This window comes from Microbacterium sp. IO18 (assembly GCF_049099505.1).
Lineage (GTDB): Bacteria > Actinomycetota > Actinomycetes > Actinomycetales > Microbacteriaceae > Microbacterium > Microbacterium aurugineum.
On sequence record NZ_JBMJAF010000001.1, the window covers coordinates 1,739,317 to 1,756,300 of the forward strand.

A 16,984-nucleotide genomic window follows, 5' to 3' on the forward strand; every position below is an offset into this window, starting at 1 on the left:
TGATGGCCGCACCCCGAAACGGATTCCGAGAGTATCTCGCCGATCTGAACCGCGCCCAGAAGAGCGGCGCAGGTGTCCCGGCCTATACGCGCTGGGTCAACCGTCGGCTCGCCCGAGGGGTCGCCGCGGCGTCGGCGGCCCTCGGGCTGACGCCGAACGCGGTGACGATGATCAGCGCCGCCCTCTCGGCAGCCGGACTCGCGGTGCTGGTCATCGTCGGCCCCACCTGGTGGACGGCGCTGCTCACCGCCGCCCTGCTTGCGGCAGGGTACGTCTTCGACTCGGCCGACGGTCAGGTCGCCCGTCTGACCGGGGCGTCGAGTCCTGCCGGCGAGTGGCTCGATCATGTGGTCGACGCCATCCGCACGCCCGCGATCCACCTCACGGTCGCGGTGGTCGTCGTCCTGCACCGCCCGGAACTCGCCTGGCTCGCGGTGGTCGCCCTGCTGTTCACGGTGATGAGCGTGGGCCAGTTCATGAGCCAGATCCTCGCCGAGCAGCTGGTCCGCAACTCCGGGGGCGAGGAGGCCGAGTCCAACGGGCTCCGCAAGTCGTTGTTCCTCCTCCCGACCGACACCGGCGTGCTCTGCTGGAGCTTCGCGTGCTGGATCTTCCCGCCGCTGTTCGCGGTCGTCTACGCGCTGCTGTTCGTGATCAACTTCGTGCACACCGCAGCGTCGATGCGACGGAAGTACCGCAAGCTCACCCTTCGCTGATCACGCCACGTGATCCCGCGCTCGAGCGGAGAACCCCGTCGCCCATCCACTCGGCGACGGGGTTCTTCTTGCGCGCGAGGAAGGTGACACGCGAAGTCGGCCCTCGGAGTTCACACCTTCCCTGGCCACGTTCGGTCAGGGCCTCTTCCCGATGCCCGGAGATCGACGTCGAGGCACCTGCGCGGGGCGATCTTCGAGAGGAAGCGCTACGGCGACTCGGAGCTTCGAACGAGAGACCAGCGCGAAGCCGTCCCGGGATCAGGAAGCCCCGGACACCACAGAGGACTCCTCGTCCCGGGCCGCCGCGGTCACGTCGGTGCGGGCGCTGTGCCGCGAGGACGCCGTGCGCTCGGAGCGAGCGGAGAGCGGCCAGGCGATACCCGCTTCTCCGCGGTCTCCTCGGGACACCGCGCGTTCCGCGACAGCGCCGAGGATGGGCGTCTCGATTCCGTCGGCCTCTTCGCGAAGCCAGCGGATCTCGGCGCTGGTGGTGTCCTTCTCCCGCGTGACGATGACGACAGACCGCGAGACACGCAGACCGGCGAGGATGCTCGCGGGATGCGCCGAGGACGAGAGCACGAGGAAGGTGATCTCCTCGGCGCCCGCGTTCTCGATGGCCACGTGCGTCTGCTCCGTCAGCAACAGGTCGCCCTGGAGCTCGTCTCCGTCATCCGTGGCCGAGAACACCCGCAGGGCAGGCACCGTCTTCGAGTAGGCAGTGCCACCCGACGCAGCTTCCAGCGCGAGCGCCGTTCGCAGATGGTCGCGGAACTTCTCCGAGCCCTCGGGCACGATGAGCTGGACATTGTGCCCTGCCTGCGCAGTGACCACGGCGAGGTTGACGGCGGTGGGCGACGTCTCCCCACGGTGCGTGGCGTCGATCACCAGAACCGTCGACCCGAGGTAGATGTCCACGAGCAGGCGCTCGCGGGTCACTCGCAGCGAATCTGCGGCGTCGCCCCGCGCGGGGACGTCTTCGCGGCGGGCGTCGAGCGTGGCGAAGACGGGTGCCCGCAGCTCCCGCGACATCTCCTTGGCGTTGCGGAGTCGACGGTCGAACGGGTTCCACACGAAGGCAGCGATGATGCCGACGACGAGGCCTGCGGCGAGGCCGGTGAGCAGCGTGACGGTGCGCGCCGGCGAATAGGCCAGTTCGTTGTCCTCCGCGGCGGAGAGGACGATACCGCCCGTGGTGTCGACGCTCTGGAGTCCATTGCGCTCCGACAGCAGGCCGTCGAGCTCGGTGAGGATCTGCTGACGCTGAGTGGTCGCCTGCGCATACGCGGCGCTGCTCGGGTCGGCCGAAACCAGCTGCTGGTTGACCTCGCCGAGTGTCTTGTTCAAGGCGTCGATGCGCTCGGTGAGGTTGCTCACCATGACATCGATGCGCTCTTGCGCCTGGTCACTGCGGAACGAGAGGTACGCGGAGGCCACCGCGTCCGCGCCACGGATCGCATCGGCGGCGGTCGATGCCTCGAAGTCGACGGTGACGACAGCCGCGCCGGAAGTGGTCGCGACGGTGGAGGCGCTACGGATCTCGTTGGGCGAGAGGGAGTCCTTCAGGAGATCGGAGGCGCGGGACGCGACGACGTGCGACCGCGCGATCGCCGTCTCCGTCGCGTCGTCGAGGAGGCCGGAGGCCGCGCGCTGTGCGCTGAACGGCTCGGTGGTGATGACGTTCAGATTGAGGGTCGTCGTCGCGGTGACGGTCTGCGGCGCGAGAAGCAGGTACAGGGCGGCGACGAGCCCCCCGATGACCGTGGCACCGATGAGCAGACGCCATTGCCGCTTCAGCACGAAGACGTACTGCTCGAAGCCCAGCGACGCCGCGCCGGTCTGATCCTCATTCATGGACGAAATTCCCCCTCGCCTTCACACCGTTGCGGAACAGCCCCCACTGCTCTCCCGCCGATGTCACAGCCTCTGCACCTATCCTAGGGGCGAACCCTGAGTGAACACGGAGGACGGGTGAACACGCACGCGACAGTGGTAGGGCGAACGCCTGCGCGCCCCCTCGGCGCATCGCGATCGGCCCTCCCCCGCTGGCCCTTCACCGCCATGCTCGCCTTCTTCCCCCTGTGGTGGGTCCTCGGCTTCGCCGAGATGGCGTGGATTCCTCTCGCCGGTTGCATGGCGGTGCTGATGATCCGCCGCGGAGGCATCCAGGTGCCCCGCGGCTTCTCGATCTGGCTTCTGTTCATCGTCCTGATGTGCGCATCGGTCATCGGTATCGACACGTCGGGGCGCCTGATCGGCTTCGTCTATCGCGCGCTTCTCTACATCGCGATCACCATCGTCTTCATCTACGTCTACAACGCCCGTGAGACGCTCACGCTGCGCTACATGCTCGGAGTCTTCACCCTGTTCTGGCTGTGGGCCGTGCTGGGCGGCTTCGCGGGCATCGTCGCCCCGGAATTCTCCTTCCGGACGCCGTTGTCCTACGTCCTCCCACAGGGGCTGCAGGCGAACGAACTCATCGGCGAGATGGTCGTCCGACGCCTCACCCAATACAACCCGGACAGCTGGCTCGCTCTCGACCCACGGCCGTCCGCACCGTTCCTCTATACGAACGGCTGGGGCAACGTCTACTCGATCACTCTCCCGATGGTCGTCGCCTACCTGACGGTGATCCCCCGCGGCCGACGGTTCTGGCTGCTGATCCTGGCCATCCCGCTGTCCCTCATCCCGGCGTTCCTCACGCTGAACCGTGGCATGTTCATCGGCCTCGCCGTGGCCGCGGCCTACCTCTTCGTCCGGTTCGTCCTTGCCGGCCGACTCCGAGCAGTCGCGCTCCTCAGCGTCATCGGCATCATCGCCGGCATCGCCGCGGTAGCGCTCGACGTGGGGAGCAAGCTCACCGACCGTGTCGAGACCAGCTCGTCGACCGAGGACCGGGCGAACCTCTACGAGGAGACCTTCGTCCGTACGCTGCACTCTCCACTGTTCGGCTACGGGGCGCCCCGACCATCGTTCACGGACGGTGCGCCCTCCGCCGGCACGCAGGGGCATCTGTGGATGGTGATGTTCTCGCACGGTTTCCCGGCGTTGATCTGCTTCATGGCCGCGCTGGCCTGGATGTTCTTCGCGACGATCCGCGGGCGCAGCACCGCGATGCTCATCCTCAACACCGTGCAGCTGGTGATCCTCGTCGAGGTCTTCTTCTACGGTGTGCTGCCCAACGGTCTGATCCTGACCTTCCCCGCTGCGGCGCTCGCGATCCGCGAACTGCGCAGTACAGCGTTGGCACCGCCGCCGCCGACACGGTAGAGTTGCCCGGATCGCGCTTTTGGGGAAGCGCGACAGTTCGACCAAGACTTAGGGGAGTCGATGGTGCAACCGATCGTTAGTGTCGTCATGGCGACACGAGACCGTCCACAGCTGCTTCGTCGCGCCGTGGCGTCCGTCTTCGCACAGGAACACGTCCATCCGATCGAAGTGGTGCTCGTCTACGACGGCACACCGATCGACGAACTCGAGGACCTCGAGCGTGGACCGCACACCCTACGGGCGGTGAACAACACCAGGACTGCCGGGCTCGCCGGCGCGCGGAACACCGGAATCCTCGAGGCGAGTGCGCCGCTCATCGCATTCTGCGACGACGATGACGAGTGGAAACCGGGCAAGCTCGCCGCGCAGCTGCCCCTGTTCGAGGACCCCGGCGTGGTGCTGACGGCGACCGGCATCGAGATCCACTCCGCGGGGGGCACCCACGAGCGGCTCTCCCCCGCCACCGTCGAGTTGGACGATCTCCTCCGATCGCGGATCACCGAACTGCACCCGAGCTCCTTCGTCATCCGCGCAGAGGCCCTCAAGACCGGCTTCGGTCTCGTCGACGAAGAGCTTCCTGCCTCGTACGGCGAGGACTACGACCTGCTCCTGCGGGCGGCCAAGTTCGGCCGCGTCGCTGCGGTCCCCGAAGCGCACACCATCATCCACTGGGATCGCACGTCGTATTTCAGCGAGAAGTGGCAGGGCATCGTCGATGGCCTCAGCTACCTTCTCGCCAAGCATCCGGAGTTCACACGGAGCGGCGAGGGCCAGGCCCGGATCGAGGGCCAGATCGCCTTCGCCCACGGTGCTCTCGGTGATCGCCCACAGGCGCGTTCCTGGGCGCGTCGCGCGATCGGCCACGACGCTCGTCAGCCGCGCGCCTACCTCGCGATGCTCGTCGGCATGGGGTTCGTCTCCGGCGAGCGGGTGGTCTCCGCGTTGAACAAGCGCGGACGGGGTATGTAGATGCCTCGTCTCTCCGTGATCGTCCCCGCCTACAACGCCGCGGGGACGATCGCGTCGGCGATCCGGTCGACCTTGAACGCCCTCCCGCGCGATGCCGAGATCGTGGTCCTCGATGACGGCAGCTCGGACGCGACGGCAGAAGCCGCACGAGGTGTCCTGGACGCCCGCGTGCGCGTACTCTCGCGCTCCAATCGTGGCGTCGCTGCCACCCTGAACGATCTCATCGGCGCAACCGACAGCGAATACATCGCCCGAATGGACGCCGACGACCTCGTGCTCCCCGGGCGCTTCCGGAGGCAGCTCGGCGCGATGGACGGCACCGTGGACGCGGTGTTCACCACCGTCGTGACGTGGGGTTCGGGCGTGCCCGGTCTTCCGCGCCCGTCTGCCATCTCGGAGGAAGACTTCGGCCTGCACCTGCTGCTGACGAACCCGGTCGCGCATTCGACGATGCTCGCCCGCCGGTCGGCCGTGCAGGACGTCGGCGGATACCGGGTGCTGCCGACCGAGGACTACGACCTGTGGCTGCGTATGGCTGCCAACGGCGCACGCCTGCGCAGGCTCGCGCTGCCGGGGCTCGCCTACCGCGTGCACCCGGGGCAGGTGACCGCATCGGCGCAGTGGCGTCGCGCATCGTGGGAGAACACGGACCTCGCCGCCGCGTATTCGGCTCTGGCCGAGCGACTCATCGGCGCCCCCGCGGTACGGATCACATCGTTGTCGATCGACGACTCCCGCACTCCGGATGAGAAGCAGGCCGAGCTGGACCGCTTCACCGAGCGTTTCGAGAGCGCGCTGCACGGTCACGCGCCCGCTGCCCAGCGCGCACTGCGACGCAAGCTCGCGGAGCGCCGGGCGTGGCTGTCTGCACGGCTCGAGGAGAAGGCAGTGGCGACATGACGACAGCACAGAGCCCCCGAGAACGATTCCGGACAGTGTGGGCAGCCGACCGGAAGGCGAACGCCGCCTACCCGAAGAGCAGGTTCGTGTTGCGCTGGTTCCGTTCGGCTCAGCGTTGGCGGGCCGGCAGCGGACCGTTGTCCCGGCTGCTCTTCCTCGCGGTCGGCGGCTCCTACAAGCTCGTCACCGAGGGGTTCATGGGGATCGAGCTACCCGTGAGCACCGAAGTCGGACCCGGCCTCCGCCTCCGCCACGGTGTCGGAATCGTCGTCAACCCGGCGAGCAGGATCGGCGCCGGCGTGATGCTGCGACAGGGAGTGACCCTCGGGAACCGCAAGCTCTCGGACGACTGCCCTGTCATCGAAGACGGGGTGGAGATCGGCGTCGGGGCCGTCGTGATCGGCGCGGTGACCGTCGGTACCAACGCGCGGATCGGACCGAACGCGGTCGTCTTCCGAGACGTTCCGGCGGGAGCTGTGGTCATGTCTCCGGCATCCGACATCCGCAGCTGAGCCCGACTTCCGATTTGACCTCGACGCCCGATCATGCTGTGATGAACTCGTTATTTTCCGCGGAGGGGGTCCGACGGAATGAGTCTTTCGAATCATGCGAACCTCGCGAAGAACGACGATCGCTGCGCTCGGCGCGACGATCCTCACTTTGTCCCTCCTCAGTGCCGCACCAGCGGTCGCGGCTGACGAGGATCTTCCTGGATGGACTTTCCAGGAAGATGTCGACCTGTCCGATTCCAGCCGCTGGACGCTGGAGACGGGCCAATCGTCGAACACGTCGTCATACGACATCCCGAGCAACGTCTCGTTCGGCCCCTCGGGTCTGAGCGTTCGAGGCGCGGCAGAGAGCCGCTCCACCGCCGACTACACCTCCGGTGATGCGAAGGGCTTCGGGATCAGGATCCCGAACTACTCCCGCGTCGAGGCCACGGGCTCCGTGCCCTTCGGACCCGGGCTGTGGCCGGCGCTGATGTGGCTGCGGCCGCTCGACAGCGCGCACGGTGAGATCGATCTGATGGAGGTCTTCGGTGACGATGCGCGCCCGGCCGCCACGATCCACAATGAGTACGGCCCCACCCATCGCAGCCTTCAGGGCTCGGTCCGCTGGGAGAAACTGCCGAACTCCGACCCCACCGGTGTGCATACCTATGTGATGGAGAAGACGCCGAACCGCATCGTCATCAGCGTCGACGGACACGTGATGCTCGATGCCGGACCGGAGGACGTGCGTCCCGGCTTCGACTGGAACGCCATCTTCGAACGACCCGGTGCCACCTGGTATCCGCGGGTCACGCTCCAGATCGGCTGCGCCCCGGTGGAGCCCGACTGCGGCATCGGTCTCCCCGCGAAGGGCTGGAAGGGTGGCACGATCAACCTGTCGAGCCTGAAGATCTGGCGCATGGCGAACCCCGACGAGCAGCCCCCCGTGGTCGAGCCGCCGGTCGTCGAACCGCCGGTCGTCGAACCTCCCGTGGTCGAACCTCCGGTCGTCGAACCTCCCGTCGTCGAACCTCCCGTGGTCGAACCTCCCGTGGTCGAACCTCCCGTGGTCGAACCTCCCGTGGTCGAACCTCCGGTCGTCGAACCTCCCGTGGTCGAACCTCCGGTCGTCGAACCTCCCGTGGTCGAACCTCCCGTGGTCGAACCTCCGGTCGAGCAGCCGCCCGCCATCGAGTCCGGCGCCTTCGAGCTGCGGCCCGGCAAGGAGATCCGCCACGCCTACGACAGCGGTGACACGAGCGGCTCCGAGGCGACCGTCGCCTTCACCGTGCCGGAGAACATCGGGTCCGGTGTGATGTACCACTCGCTCCAGGTGCTCTCCTCCGAAGACGGCCGCAACGGCTACCGCGCGACCGTATCCCTCAAGGCGTCCGGCTCCCTCCGCCTCACGATGGCGAGCGTCACCGGCAACCGCAGCACGGTTCTCGAGGATGTCTACGTCGGCGGTCGCGGGAGCTATGGTCCGGGCGATGATGTGCAGGTCTCCCTTCGCGTCGTGGACGGCAAGGTGTCAGCCAAGGCGTGGACGGTCGGCTCCGAGGAGCCCGACTGGCAGCTGACCGCGCGGGCGAACCGTACGGTTCCGGTCGGCGACGATGTCGTCCTCCTCGGCTACCTGTCTCAGCGCGCACCGGAGGCGCTCACGGCTCCGTGGTCGGGCCTCGGGGTCTCCGCGCCCTAGAGTTCGCCGGGCTTCATCACTTCGGTATCGATCGCCCGAATCACACGCAGCGCGGCGGTATCCGGCTTCGGCTCGGATGCCGCCGCGTCGTCGTTCCGGCGCCGCTTCGGGGCGTAGACGACGAGCGAGTGGAACAGGAACCGCGCGAAGAAGGCCACGATGAGGGAGAGGGCCGTCGCGAGCACGCTCGAGATGTGCCAGGACTCGACCATCAAGGCCATCACGGGGATCCGCAGTGCCGCCTCGACGTTGTTGAAGGCGAAGGAACTGGCGAAGCGGACCCCGAGGCCACGGGCGTCGGTGCGCATGTCGGCGAAGACGAAGCGCTCCTGCAGCAAGAAGTTGCCGATGATCGTGACCTCGGCGCCGATGATGGCCGCCCAGATGTAAGGGACGCCGGCGGCGGTCAGCGCCCACATGATCCCGAGGTTCGCGGCGGCGCCGATCGCGCCGATCAGTGCGAACAAGGACATCTTCCCGAATCGCAGACGTGCGAGGTGCGCGATGAAGGTCGCTCCCTGGCGCAGACTCGCCTTCGACGTGCCGTGCCGGCGCTCGGCGAACTCCATCGGCACCTCGGCGATGCGCAGGTCGTTGCGGGCCAGGATCTCGAGGAGGATCTTGAAGCCCTGAGGCTGGAGATTCGCGACGTCGAGGCGCTTCCGGTCCACCAGGAAGAAGCCCGTCATCGGGTCGGTGCTGCGAGCGAGCCGGATCGGGAACATCGCCCGGGTCAGCCAGGTCGCAGCGCGCGAGACGCCGAACCGCACGGCCGTCCCGAGGCCGCGGGTGTCCCCTCCACCGACGTAGCGGGACGCGGCGACGAGATCGGCATCCCCCGCGTCGTAGCGGTCGAGCAGGGTGGGCAGGAGCTCCGGCGGATGCTGGAGATCGCCATCCATGACGATGCAGACGTCGAAGGACGCGGCTTCGATCCCGACGACCACGGCCCCGCCCAGACCGCCGTGGTTCTCGGCGCGATGGATGACGCGCACCGGGACCGGGGCATCGGCGGCGACGCGCGCCACTTCGGCAGCGGTGTCGTCGGTGCTGTCGTCGACGAAGAGGATCTCGGCATCCCCCTCGGGGAGCGCGCCGGCGATGCGGGCGACGAGTTCCGCGACGTTGTCGCGTTCGTTGAACGTCGGCACGATGACCGTGACCGGTGTCCCCACGTCAGCCCCCTCTTCCGCACGCGCAATGCCTGCGGCCTCCATCGTTCCATGTGTTCCTGTGGGGAAAGAAACCCGAACCTGCTAGACTCTCGACTTGCGGCTGTGGGAGTCGCTGAGCGGGTGGGGATCCGCTTACTGGGGACTACTGATCTGGGGAGATCATGGGGACGCGTATCGGCTATGCCGTTGGTGCTTTCGACCTTTTTCACGTCGGGCATCTGAATCTACTTCGTCACGCCAAGCAGCACTGCGACATCCTGATCGCGGGTGTCGTCAGCGACGAGATGCTGCGCCAGGTGAAGGGCATCGAGCCCGTCATCCCGACGTCCGAGCGCGCGGAGATCGTGAAGCACATCTCCTTCGTCGACGACGTCTACGTGGAGACCACACCATCGAAGATGGACTCCTGGCGCGACGTGCACTTCACGCACTTCTTCAAGGGCGACGACTGGCGCGGAACCGACAAGGGCCTGCGCCTCGAGCGCGAGTTCGCCGAGGTCGGCGTCGAGGTCGTGTACTTCCCGTACACGGCGCACACCTCGAGCTCATCGCTGCGCCGAGCGCTCGACGCGATCACGGCCGGCGCGAACGCCCCGGCCGTCGCCGCGACCCGCTGACCTTCGGGCGTCGCTCAGTTCGCGACGCCGAGAAGGCTGCGCGCCATCCGCGCCACGTGTGGAGGGGTGTGCGGGCCCAGCCAGACGGTCCACGGGGACCACGGTTCGCCGCATGCCCATTCCACGCACCAGGCGTGGACGGCGTTCGCGAGTCTCTCACCGCGAGCGTGTGCACGGATGCCGTCGCCACGCACGAGCCACCGCACCGAGACGCCCTCGGGAACATCGATGTGGCGGAACTGGATGCGCGCCGCGACCTCGAGGAGGATGACCCCCTGGGCGTCCCAGGGCAGCCGCGCCGCGATGCCGGCGATGGTACCGGCATCGGCCGCATCGCCGGCGATGAGCACGGCCCCCTCGATGCTGTCCCAGTCGGGGTCATCCAGGTGCTCGCACGCGTTGCTCATGCCACCAGCTTAGATAAGGGTAGCCTTACCTATCAAGAGGCTTCTCAGCGCCACCCCATCCACGCAGCCGTAGGCTGGAGGCATGACTTCTCCTGCCTCCGACACCATCACGATGTTCGGCGCCGACTGGTGCCGCGACTGCATCCGCACCAAGAAGCAGCTCGATGCGCTCGGCGTCGAGTACACCTATGTCGACCTCGTCGCGGAGCCCGCTGCCGCGGACATCGCGAAGGACATCTCGGGGCGCACGAACATCCCGGTCGTCGTGTACCCCGACGCCTCGCACCACGTCGAGCCGTCGAACGCCGATGTCGAGTCGAAGCTGCGCGAGCTCGCACTGATCTGAACGGTCGCCGTGGCGCCGCTACACTGGCGCGATGAGCACTGAGGCTCGGCCCGAACGAGCATCCGTCCGCCTCTCCCCGCGCACGATCGTGCTGTACGCGATCGGGTCGCTGGGGACCGGCGGTTACGCCACCCTGCCCGGGCTGGTGCTGACGTACTTCCTGACCGACAACCTCGGCGTGGCCGCGCTGGCCGCGGGACTCATCGTCACCGCGGCGAAGATCTGGGACGTCCTGATCGATCCCCTGATCGGCGCGGCCTCCGATCGACAGCTCGCACGCACGGGGTCCCGTCGCGGGTTCATGGTCACTGGCGCCCTCGCGCTCCCGCTGTTCTTCGCACTCACCTTCGCCGTCCCCCCTTCCTGGGGACCGGTGACGGGTGCCATCAGCGTCCTGCTGGCGTTCCTCGCGACCGCGACGGCCTTCAGCCTGTTCCAGGTGCCCTACGTCGCGCTCCCCGCAGAGCTGACCGGCAACTACGACGAGCGCACCCGCCTGCTGGGTTGGCGCGTCGTCGTGCTCACCGCGGCGATCCTGCTCTTCGGCGCCGGCGGTCCGGCGCTGCGCAACGCCGGCTCCGATCCCGTCCTGGGATACCTCCTGATGGGGATCGCCTCCGGCCTCGCGATCGGCATCGGCATGCTGATCGCCGCCCGCACGGCGGACATCGCGGCGCGGCGCACCGCGCACGCCCCCGGGGCGCCGATCGTGTCCTCGACGTGGCGCGACCAGTACATGTCCGGCTTCCGGGCACTCGGACGCAGTCAACCGTTCCGCGCCCTGCTGGGGACCTTCGTCCTGCAGGCGCTCGCGACGGGGACGATGCTCGCCGGCGCCCAGTACGTCGCGACCTGGGTCCTGCGATCCGAAGACGCGGTGACGCTCGTGTTCGTCGCCCTCGTCGGACCCGCGCTGCTCGCGACGCCGGCGTGGACCGCGCTCGCCCGGCGCACCGGGAAGGAACGCGCATTCGCCATCGCCAGCGGCTTGTTCACCGCCGCCGCGGCAACCCTCGTCATCGCGGTCTGGACGCCCGGCGCGTGGATCTACGCATCCGTCGCCGTCGCCGGCATCGCCTACGCGGGGCTCCAGTCCCTGCCGATGGCGATGCTGCCCGATGTCATCTCGCACGACGAGCGCACCAGCGGGCCGGGACAGGCGGGCACGTTCACCGGCATCTGGACCGCGGGCGAGACCGTGGGCTTCGCCCTGGGCGCGACCGCGGTGTCACTGACCCTCGCCACCACCGGCTACATCTCCACCGTCGCCGGCGCCACCGTCGAGCAACCGGCGGCCGCGATCACGGGCATCGTCCTGAGCTTCAGCGTCCTCCCCGCTGCACTGATGGCGGCGAGCCTGCTGACCCTCCGCCGCTATCGCCTGCGCAGGGAAGACATCGACGCCGTGGCGAGCCTCGACGCCTAAGCTGGGATCCCGTCCGAAGGAGACATCGATGACTTCTGCGAGCACCTCCACCGCCGCCACGCCCGCTCCGAAGCGCGCGCCGAAGACCGAGGCTCCCGGGATGAGCGCGGGCGAGCGTGAACGGCTCGACACCGCCGTCGACGACCTGCACGCCGGTGCACGCACGTGGTCGGCCCTCACGATCGCTCAACGCGTGACCCTGCTGCGCGCGGTGCGCACGAGCGTCGCCGCCACCGCCGAGGACTGGGCGAACACGGCCTCCGCCTCCAAGGGCCTCGACGGGGCGCATCCGCTGCGGGGCGAAGAATGGCTCAGCGGCCCCTACAGCGTGATCGGCGCGCTCGACGCCTACATCGCGACCCTCTCCCGCCTGGCGGACGGCACCAACCCGCTCGACGGCATCACGATCGACCGCGCCCCGGGTGGGCGTACCCGGGTGCACGCCTTCCCCCTGACCGGGATCGACAGGTTCCTGCTGTCCGGCTTCACGGGCGAGGTCTGGCTGGAGCCCGGGATCACTCCGAACGCCGCGCGCGCATCCGCCGGTCTCGCGCAGCGCACACCTACCGCATCGGGCGGCGTCGGACTCGTGCTCGGTGCCGGCAACATCACCTCGATCCCTGTCCTCGACGTGTTCTACGAGCTGCTCGCCCACAACCGCACGGCGCTGCTGAAGGTGAACCCCACTCAGGACGCTCTCGTGCCGGTGTACAAGCGTGCGCTCGCGCCCCTCATCGAGCCGGGATTCCTGCGCATCGTGCGAGGCGGCCCGGCGGTCGGCGCCTTCCTCACCGACCACCCCGGACTCGCGCACGTGCACATCACCGGGTCCGCCGCGACGTTCGACACCATCGTGTGGGGGCCGTCGAAGGGCGAGGGTGCCGCGGCCACGAAGCGCCGTCGCCGCGAGAACCGCCCGCGCTTGAAGAAGCCGATCACGGCCGAGCTCGGCGGCGTCTCACCGATCATCGTGGTGCCCGGCGCGTGGACGGAGGCCGACCTCACGTACCACGCCGAGCACATCGCGACCATGCGCCTGCAGAACTGCGGACACAACTGCATCGCGGGCCAAGTGGTGATCATGTCGTCGGAGTGGGATCAAGCCGATGCGTTCCGAGCCGCGCTGCGCCGTGCATACGCCAACGCCCCCGAACGTCCGACCTGGTACCCGGGCTCCGCCTCGCGGATGGAGCTCGCATCCGACGCCTACCCCGACGCCCTCGTGCTGGGCGACCGGCTGCTCGTCGAGATCGACGCCGACGACGACGCGACCGCGCTGGAGACCACCGAGTACTTCGCCCCGGTGCTGGGAGTCGTGACCGTGCCGGGAACCGGCCAGGACTTCCTGGATGCCGCTGTCGCCCATGCGAACGACAGGCTGGAGGGCACCCTCGGCGCGAACCTGCTGATCGACCCTGCCACGGAGAAGTCGCTCGGTGCCGGATTCGAACGGGCCATCGCCGCGCTCCACTACGGCTCCATCGCCATCAACAGCTGGACGGCATTCGCATTCATCACCCCGACACTGACCTGGGGCGCGTTCCCGGGCGGCACGATCGACGAGGTCGGCAGCGGCCTGGGGATCGTGCACAACGCGCTCCTGCTCGACGGGGTCGAGCGTTCCGTGCTCCGCGGACCGTTCCGCCCCCTCCCGCGCTCACTGCCGATCGCGAACGGCGGTGGACGGTTCACGATCCTGCCCAAGCCGCCGTGGTTCGTCTCCGCGCGCACCGGTGCGGCCGTCAGCGAAGGACTGACCCGCTACCGGGTCGACGGCAGTCTCCTGGGGCTCGTGAAGACTTTGACGAAGGCTCTCCGAGCCTGACGGTCAGCGCAAAACGAGCCTGACGGTCAGCGCGAAACGAGCCTGACGGTCAGCGCGAAGCGAAGGAGAACTCATGGAATGAAGGAGCCGGTCGCGCATCCACTCCTTCGTTCCCCGAGATCTCCTTCACGTCGTGCGGCTGGCTCGGGCGAATCGGTCGGTCGCCGCGCGTAGCGCCTTCTGCGTGCCGGGCTCGGTCGCCGCATGACCGGCATCGTCGACCACGATGAACTCCGCCTCGGGCCACGCCCGGTGCAGATCCCACGCCGTCATCATCGGGGTCGCGACGTCGTGTCGACCCTGCACGATGACCGCGGGGATGTGGCGGATGGCGTCGACGCCGGCGATCAGCTGCCCCTCGTCCCACCACCCGCGATGGACGAAGAAGTGGTTCTCGATGCGGGCGAACGCGGTGGCCTTCTGCGGATCGGACAGGGCGGCGATCTGCGCGGGATCCGGTGTGAGCGTCACGGTCGCCGCCTCCCAGGTCGACCAGGCGATCGCGGCGGGCACGTGCACCGCCGGGTCGGGGTCGAAGAGTCGGCGGTGGTATGCCTCGATCAGGTGCGAGCGCTCCAGGATCGGGATCTGCGCGAGGAAGCTCTCCCAGAGGTCCGGGAAGAGGGCCGCTGCCCCGCCCTCGTAGAACCACTCGAGCTCCTCGCGACGCAGCGTGAAGATCCCGCGGAGCACGAGTTCGGTCACCGCAGACGGATGTGCCTGCGCATAGGCGAGTGCGAGGGCGCTCCCCCACGACCCGCCGAACACCTGCCACTCATCGATGCCGAGGTTCTTGCGCAGCAGCTCGATGTCGGCGATCAGGTGGGCGGTGGTGATGTGACGGAAGTCGGCATCGGGAGCACTCGCATGCGGTGTGCTGCGCCCGCACCCCCGCTGATCGAACAGCACGATGCGATAAGCCTCCGGGTCGAAGAACCGCCGCTGCCAGGGCGAGGTTCCACTGCCGGGGCCGCCGTGCAGGAAGACCACCGGCTTGCCTTCGGGGTTGCCGCTGACCTCCCAGTACATGCGGTGACCGTCTCCGACGAGCATCTCCCCCGTGTCGTACGGTTCGATCGGTGGATACAGTGCGTCTGTCTTCGTCATCATCGGCCCCCCAGCCGGTCGTGCAGTACTGCCTCTTCCACCGTAACGGACCTGCCTCGCGGGTGCCCCTTTGCTAGAGGTCACCTTCGGCGAGGGTGAACACCTGGCCGCAGGCGCCCAGCCCGTTCTGGTACCCCTCGGCGAACCAGCGCTGACGCTGATCACTGGAGCCGTGCGTCCAGCTCTCCGGGTTCACGAAACCGGACTGCGCCTGGATGTTGTCGTCACCGACCGCTGCCGCCGCGTTCAGGGCGTCGACCCGTTGCGCCTCGGTGGTCGGCTTCAGGTACGGGACACCCTTGCTGTCGGTCTCCTCCGAGATCCGGCCGATCCAGGCCCCGGCGTAGCAATCCGCCTGCAGTTCCATCCGCACCCCGTTGCTGCCCGGGCCCGTCCCGTTGTTCGGGTAGCGGTCCATGTAGCCCGTGATGTTCTGGATGTGGTGGCCCCACTCGTGCCCGACGATGTAGAGCTGAGCAAGGTCACCGGCGGACGCCCCGAACTGCTGCTGCATGAGCTGGAAGAACGTGGGGTCCACGTAGACCCCCTCCTCGGGCGGGCAGTAGAACGGTCCGACGGCATTGGACGCCGTTCCGCACTGCGTGGGTGTGGAGCCGTCGACCACGATCATCTGCGGCGCGCGATACCCGTCGACGTTCTCCGCCCAGAAGTCATCGAGCGCGAGCTGCGCGCCGGCCATCCGGCAGTCGATGTCCGCGTTCGCATCCGCGCCGGTGTCGCAGTTCTCGATGACCGATCCCCCGACGGGCTCGCCGCTCCCGCTCGGCGCCCCACCCCCGAGCAGCCCGGTCAGGTCGATGCCGAGGAGGGGGCCCGCGATGAGCGCGATGATGCCGAGCACGCCCACTCCCGCACCCCCGGCGATGGCTGCGGTGCGACCGCGTCGACGGGTCGTGTTGCCCGAGATGTCGGCGTCGGGATTGAAGGTCATGCGACGAGGGTACTCCGAGGGACGACCGGCGTGATCGGACGTATGCTCGGGGCATGACGACCACGATCACCCTCACCGGCGCCGGCGGCCAGATCGGCTACGCACTGCTGTTCCGCATCGCGGCGGGCGACCTGCTCGGACCGGACGAGAAGGTACGGCTCCGCCTGTTGGAGATCCCGCAGGGACTCGGTGCCGCGGAGGGCGCCGCACTGGAGCTGCAGGACGGCGCGTTCGGCTTGCTCGAACACGTCGAGGTGACGGATGACGCCGCGGTGGGCTTCGACGGGTGCGACCTCGCCCTGCTCGTGGGGGCCCGCCCCCGCGGGCCCGGGATGGAGCGCGCCGACCTGCTCGCCGCCAATGCCGGCATCTTCGGCCCGCAGGGCGCGGCCATCGCGGCGAACGCGGCGGCGGGAGTGCGCGTCACGGTGGTCGGGAACCCCGCCAACACCAACGCCCTGATCGCGGCCGCGTCGGCGGACGGCGTACCCGCCGAGCGCTTCACCGCCCTGACGCGACTCGACGAGAACCGCGCGCGGGCCCAGCTCGCGCAGACCCTCGGCACCCCGGTACACACCGTGCGCCGCGTGCCGATCTGGGGCAACCACTCGGCGACGCAGTTCCCCGACATCTCGCACGCCACAGTCGCCGGCCGTCCGGTGGCGCCGGCTCTGGAACAGATCGTCGGCGACGTGCCGGCATGGCTCGACGAAACGTTCATCCCGCGGGTGGCGAAGCGCGGAGCGGAGATCATCGCGGTGCGCGGTTCGTCGTCGGTGGCGTCGGCCGCGAACGCGACCATCGAGCACGTGCGCGACTGGGTCCGGGGCACCGACGACTGGACCTCGGCCGGCGTCGTCTCGCACGGCGAATACGGCGTCCCGGAGGGTCTCGTCTCGTCCTTCCCCGTGCGCTCCGTCGACGGTGCGTGGCAGATCGTCGAAGGGCTGGAGCTGAGCGAGTGGGCACGCGCGCGGATCGACGCGTCCGTCGCGGAACTGCTCCAGGAGCGAGAGACGGTGCAAGCCCTCGGTCTGTTGTGAATCCGGTCGCCGCGGCGCCGTCCGACAGGGCAGAATGGATG

At 68.6% G+C, this 16,984-nt stretch carries 16 protein-coding genes; 11 read left to right on the top strand and 5 right to left on the bottom strand.

Going from position 1 to position 16,984, the window contains the following annotated elements; genetic code table 11:
- Positions 1-2 precede the first annotated feature (2 nt).
- Positions 3-716 (top strand): CDP-alcohol phosphatidyltransferase family protein, encoded by a 714-nt coding sequence (locus tag ACLF6J_RS08440; protein ID WP_134352915.1) that lies wholly within the window; start codon positions 3-5, stop codon positions 714-716.
- 258 nt (positions 717-974) lie between these two features.
- Here ACLF6J_RS08440 and ACLF6J_RS08445 read toward each other — a convergent pair whose 3' ends face one another.
- On the bottom strand, positions 975-2,567 hold the full coding sequence (locus tag ACLF6J_RS08445; RefSeq protein WP_134352914.1) for a hypothetical protein: 1,593 nt from the start codon (positions 2,565-2,567) through the stop codon (positions 975-977).
- A 207-nt stretch (positions 2,568-2,774) separates the two neighbouring features.
- On the opposite strand from ACLF6J_RS08445, the gene ACLF6J_RS08450 reads away from it, so the two are divergent.
- The 5 genes from ACLF6J_RS08450 to ACLF6J_RS17655 all read left to right on the top strand — a co-directional run bounded on the left by ACLF6J_RS08450 (position 2,775) and on the right by ACLF6J_RS17655 (position 8,045).
- Entirely contained in the window at positions 2,775-3,983 is a 1,209-nt protein-coding gene (locus ACLF6J_RS08450) for an O-antigen ligase family protein (protein ID WP_134352913.1), read from the top strand.
- Between the two features lie 60 nt (positions 3,984-4,043).
- Positions 4,044-4,952, top strand: a complete 909-nt coding sequence (locus ACLF6J_RS08455) for a glycosyltransferase family 2 protein (protein ID WP_134352912.1) — start codon at positions 4,044-4,046, stop codon at positions 4,950-4,952.
- Positions 4,953-5,852, top strand: a complete 900-nt coding sequence (locus tag ACLF6J_RS08460) for a glycosyltransferase family 2 protein (RefSeq protein WP_134352911.1) — start codon at positions 4,953-4,955, stop codon at positions 5,850-5,852. It begins immediately after the preceding gene.
- Positions 5,849-6,364, top strand: coding sequence for a serine acetyltransferase (locus ACLF6J_RS08465; protein WP_134352910.1), 516 nt, complete (start codon positions 5,849-5,851; stop codon positions 6,362-6,364). The genes ACLF6J_RS08460 and ACLF6J_RS08465 overlap by 4 nt, the downstream gene beginning before the upstream one ends.
- 94 nt (positions 6,365-6,458) lie before the next feature.
- Positions 6,459-8,045, top strand: a complete 1,587-nt coding sequence (locus ACLF6J_RS17655) for a glycoside hydrolase family 16 protein (RefSeq protein WP_134352909.1) — start codon at positions 6,459-6,461, stop codon at positions 8,043-8,045.
- Here ACLF6J_RS17655 and ACLF6J_RS08480 read toward each other — a convergent pair.
- Positions 8,042-9,262, bottom strand: coding sequence for a glycosyltransferase (locus tag ACLF6J_RS08480; protein ID WP_134352908.1), 1,221 nt, complete (start codon positions 9,260-9,262; stop codon positions 8,042-8,044). The two genes, ACLF6J_RS17655 and ACLF6J_RS08480, sit on opposite strands and share 4 nt — an antisense overlap.
- A 119-nt stretch (positions 9,263-9,381) precedes the next feature.
- On the opposite strand from ACLF6J_RS08480, the gene ACLF6J_RS08485 reads away from it, so the two are divergent.
- Positions 9,382-9,837 (top strand): adenylyltransferase/cytidyltransferase family protein, encoded by a 456-nt coding sequence (locus ACLF6J_RS08485; RefSeq protein WP_131492979.1) that lies wholly within the window; start codon positions 9,382-9,384, stop codon positions 9,835-9,837.
- Between the two features lie 14 nt (positions 9,838-9,851).
- On the opposite strand, the gene ACLF6J_RS08490 is transcribed toward ACLF6J_RS08485, so the two are convergent.
- Positions 9,852-10,244 (bottom strand): SIP domain-containing protein, encoded by a 393-nt coding sequence (locus tag ACLF6J_RS08490; RefSeq protein WP_134352907.1) that lies wholly within the window; start codon positions 10,242-10,244, stop codon positions 9,852-9,854.
- Positions 10,245-10,326: 82 nt separating this feature from the next.
- Here ACLF6J_RS08490 and ACLF6J_RS08495 point away from each other — a divergent pair, with 82 nt between their 5' ends.
- The 3 genes from ACLF6J_RS08495 to ACLF6J_RS08505 are packed head-to-tail and all read left to right on the top strand — an operon-like array spanning position 10,327 to position 13,841.
- Positions 10,327-10,590, top strand: coding sequence for a glutaredoxin domain-containing protein (locus tag ACLF6J_RS08495; protein ID WP_047521334.1), 264 nt, complete (start codon positions 10,327-10,329; stop codon positions 10,588-10,590).
- Positions 10,591-10,621: 31 nt separating this feature from the next.
- Positions 10,622-12,016: an MFS transporter gene (locus ACLF6J_RS08500; RefSeq protein WP_244093588.1), complete on the top strand. Its 1,395-nt coding sequence runs from the start codon at positions 10,622-10,624 to the stop codon at positions 12,014-12,016.
- Positions 12,017-12,044: 28 nt separating this feature from the next.
- Positions 12,045-13,841 (top strand): aldehyde dehydrogenase family protein, encoded by a 1,797-nt coding sequence (locus ACLF6J_RS08505; protein WP_134352906.1) that lies wholly within the window; start codon positions 12,045-12,047, stop codon positions 13,839-13,841.
- A 126-nt stretch (positions 13,842-13,967) separates the two neighbouring features.
- Here ACLF6J_RS08505 and pip read toward each other — a convergent pair whose 3' ends face one another.
- Complete coding sequence (gene pip / locus ACLF6J_RS08510) at positions 13,968-14,951, bottom strand: prolyl aminopeptidase (protein WP_134352905.1); 984 nt, start codon at positions 14,949-14,951, stop codon at positions 13,968-13,970.
- Between the two features lie 70 nt (positions 14,952-15,021).
- Complete coding sequence (gene ypfJ / locus ACLF6J_RS08515; protein WP_134352904.1) at positions 15,022-15,900, bottom strand: KPN_02809 family neutral zinc metallopeptidase; 879 nt, start codon at positions 15,898-15,900, stop codon at positions 15,022-15,024.
- A gap of 53 nt (positions 15,901-15,953) precedes the next feature.
- Here ypfJ and ACLF6J_RS08520 point away from each other — a divergent pair, with 53 nt between their 5' ends.
- Positions 15,954-16,943 (top strand): malate dehydrogenase, encoded by a 990-nt coding sequence (locus ACLF6J_RS08520; protein WP_134352903.1) that lies wholly within the window; start codon positions 15,954-15,956, stop codon positions 16,941-16,943.
- The last annotated feature ends 41 nt before the right edge of the window (positions 16,944-16,984 follow it).

What these genes read in the sequence shown, in the direction of transcription:
- ACLF6J_RS08440 (WP_134352915.1), top strand. Translation starts at nt 3, where the DNA reads ATGGCCGCACCCCGAAACGGATTCCGAGAGTATCTCGCCGATCTGAAC.
- ACLF6J_RS08445 (WP_134352914.1), bottom strand. Translation starts at nt 2,567, where the DNA reads ATGAATGAGGATCAGACCGGCGCGGCGTCGCTGGGCTTCGAGCAGTAC.
- ACLF6J_RS08450 (WP_134352913.1), top strand. Translation starts at nt 2,775, where the DNA reads ATGCTCGCCTTCTTCCCCCTGTGGTGGGTCCTCGGCTTCGCCGAGATG.
- ACLF6J_RS08455 (WP_134352912.1), top strand. Translation starts at nt 4,044, where the DNA reads ATGGTGCAACCGATCGTTAGTGTCGTCATGGCGACACGAGACCGTCCA.
- ACLF6J_RS08460 (WP_134352911.1), top strand. Translation starts at nt 4,953, where the DNA reads ATGCCTCGTCTCTCCGTGATCGTCCCCGCCTACAACGCCGCGGGGACG.
- ACLF6J_RS08465 (WP_134352910.1), top strand. Translation starts at nt 5,849, where the DNA reads ATGACGACAGCACAGAGCCCCCGAGAACGATTCCGGACAGTGTGGGCA.
- ACLF6J_RS17655 (WP_134352909.1), top strand. Translation starts at nt 6,459, where the DNA reads ATGCGAACCTCGCGAAGAACGACGATCGCTGCGCTCGGCGCGACGATC.
- ACLF6J_RS08480 (WP_134352908.1), bottom strand. Translation starts at nt 9,262, where the DNA reads ATGGAGGCCGCAGGCATTGCGCGTGCGGAAGAGGGGGCTGACGTGGGG.
- ACLF6J_RS08485 (WP_131492979.1), top strand. Translation starts at nt 9,382, where the DNA reads ATGGGGACGCGTATCGGCTATGCCGTTGGTGCTTTCGACCTTTTTCAC.
- ACLF6J_RS08490 (WP_134352907.1), bottom strand. Translation starts at nt 10,244, where the DNA reads ATGAGCAACGCGTGCGAGCACCTGGATGACCCCGACTGGGACAGCATC.
- ACLF6J_RS08495 (WP_047521334.1), top strand. Translation starts at nt 10,327, where the DNA reads ATGACTTCTCCTGCCTCCGACACCATCACGATGTTCGGCGCCGACTGG.
- ACLF6J_RS08500 (WP_244093588.1), top strand. Translation starts at nt 10,622, where the DNA reads ATGAGCACTGAGGCTCGGCCCGAACGAGCATCCGTCCGCCTCTCCCCG.
- ACLF6J_RS08505 (WP_134352906.1), top strand. Translation starts at nt 12,045, where the DNA reads ATGACTTCTGCGAGCACCTCCACCGCCGCCACGCCCGCTCCGAAGCGC.
- pip (WP_134352905.1), bottom strand. Translation starts at nt 14,951, where the DNA reads ATGATGACGAAGACAGACGCACTGTATCCACCGATCGAACCGTACGAC.
- ypfJ (WP_134352904.1), bottom strand. Translation starts at nt 15,900, where the DNA reads ATGACCTTCAATCCCGACGCCGACATCTCGGGCAACACGACCCGTCGA.
- ACLF6J_RS08520 (WP_134352903.1), top strand. Translation starts at nt 15,954, where the DNA reads ATGACGACCACGATCACCCTCACCGGCGCCGGCGGCCAGATCGGCTAC.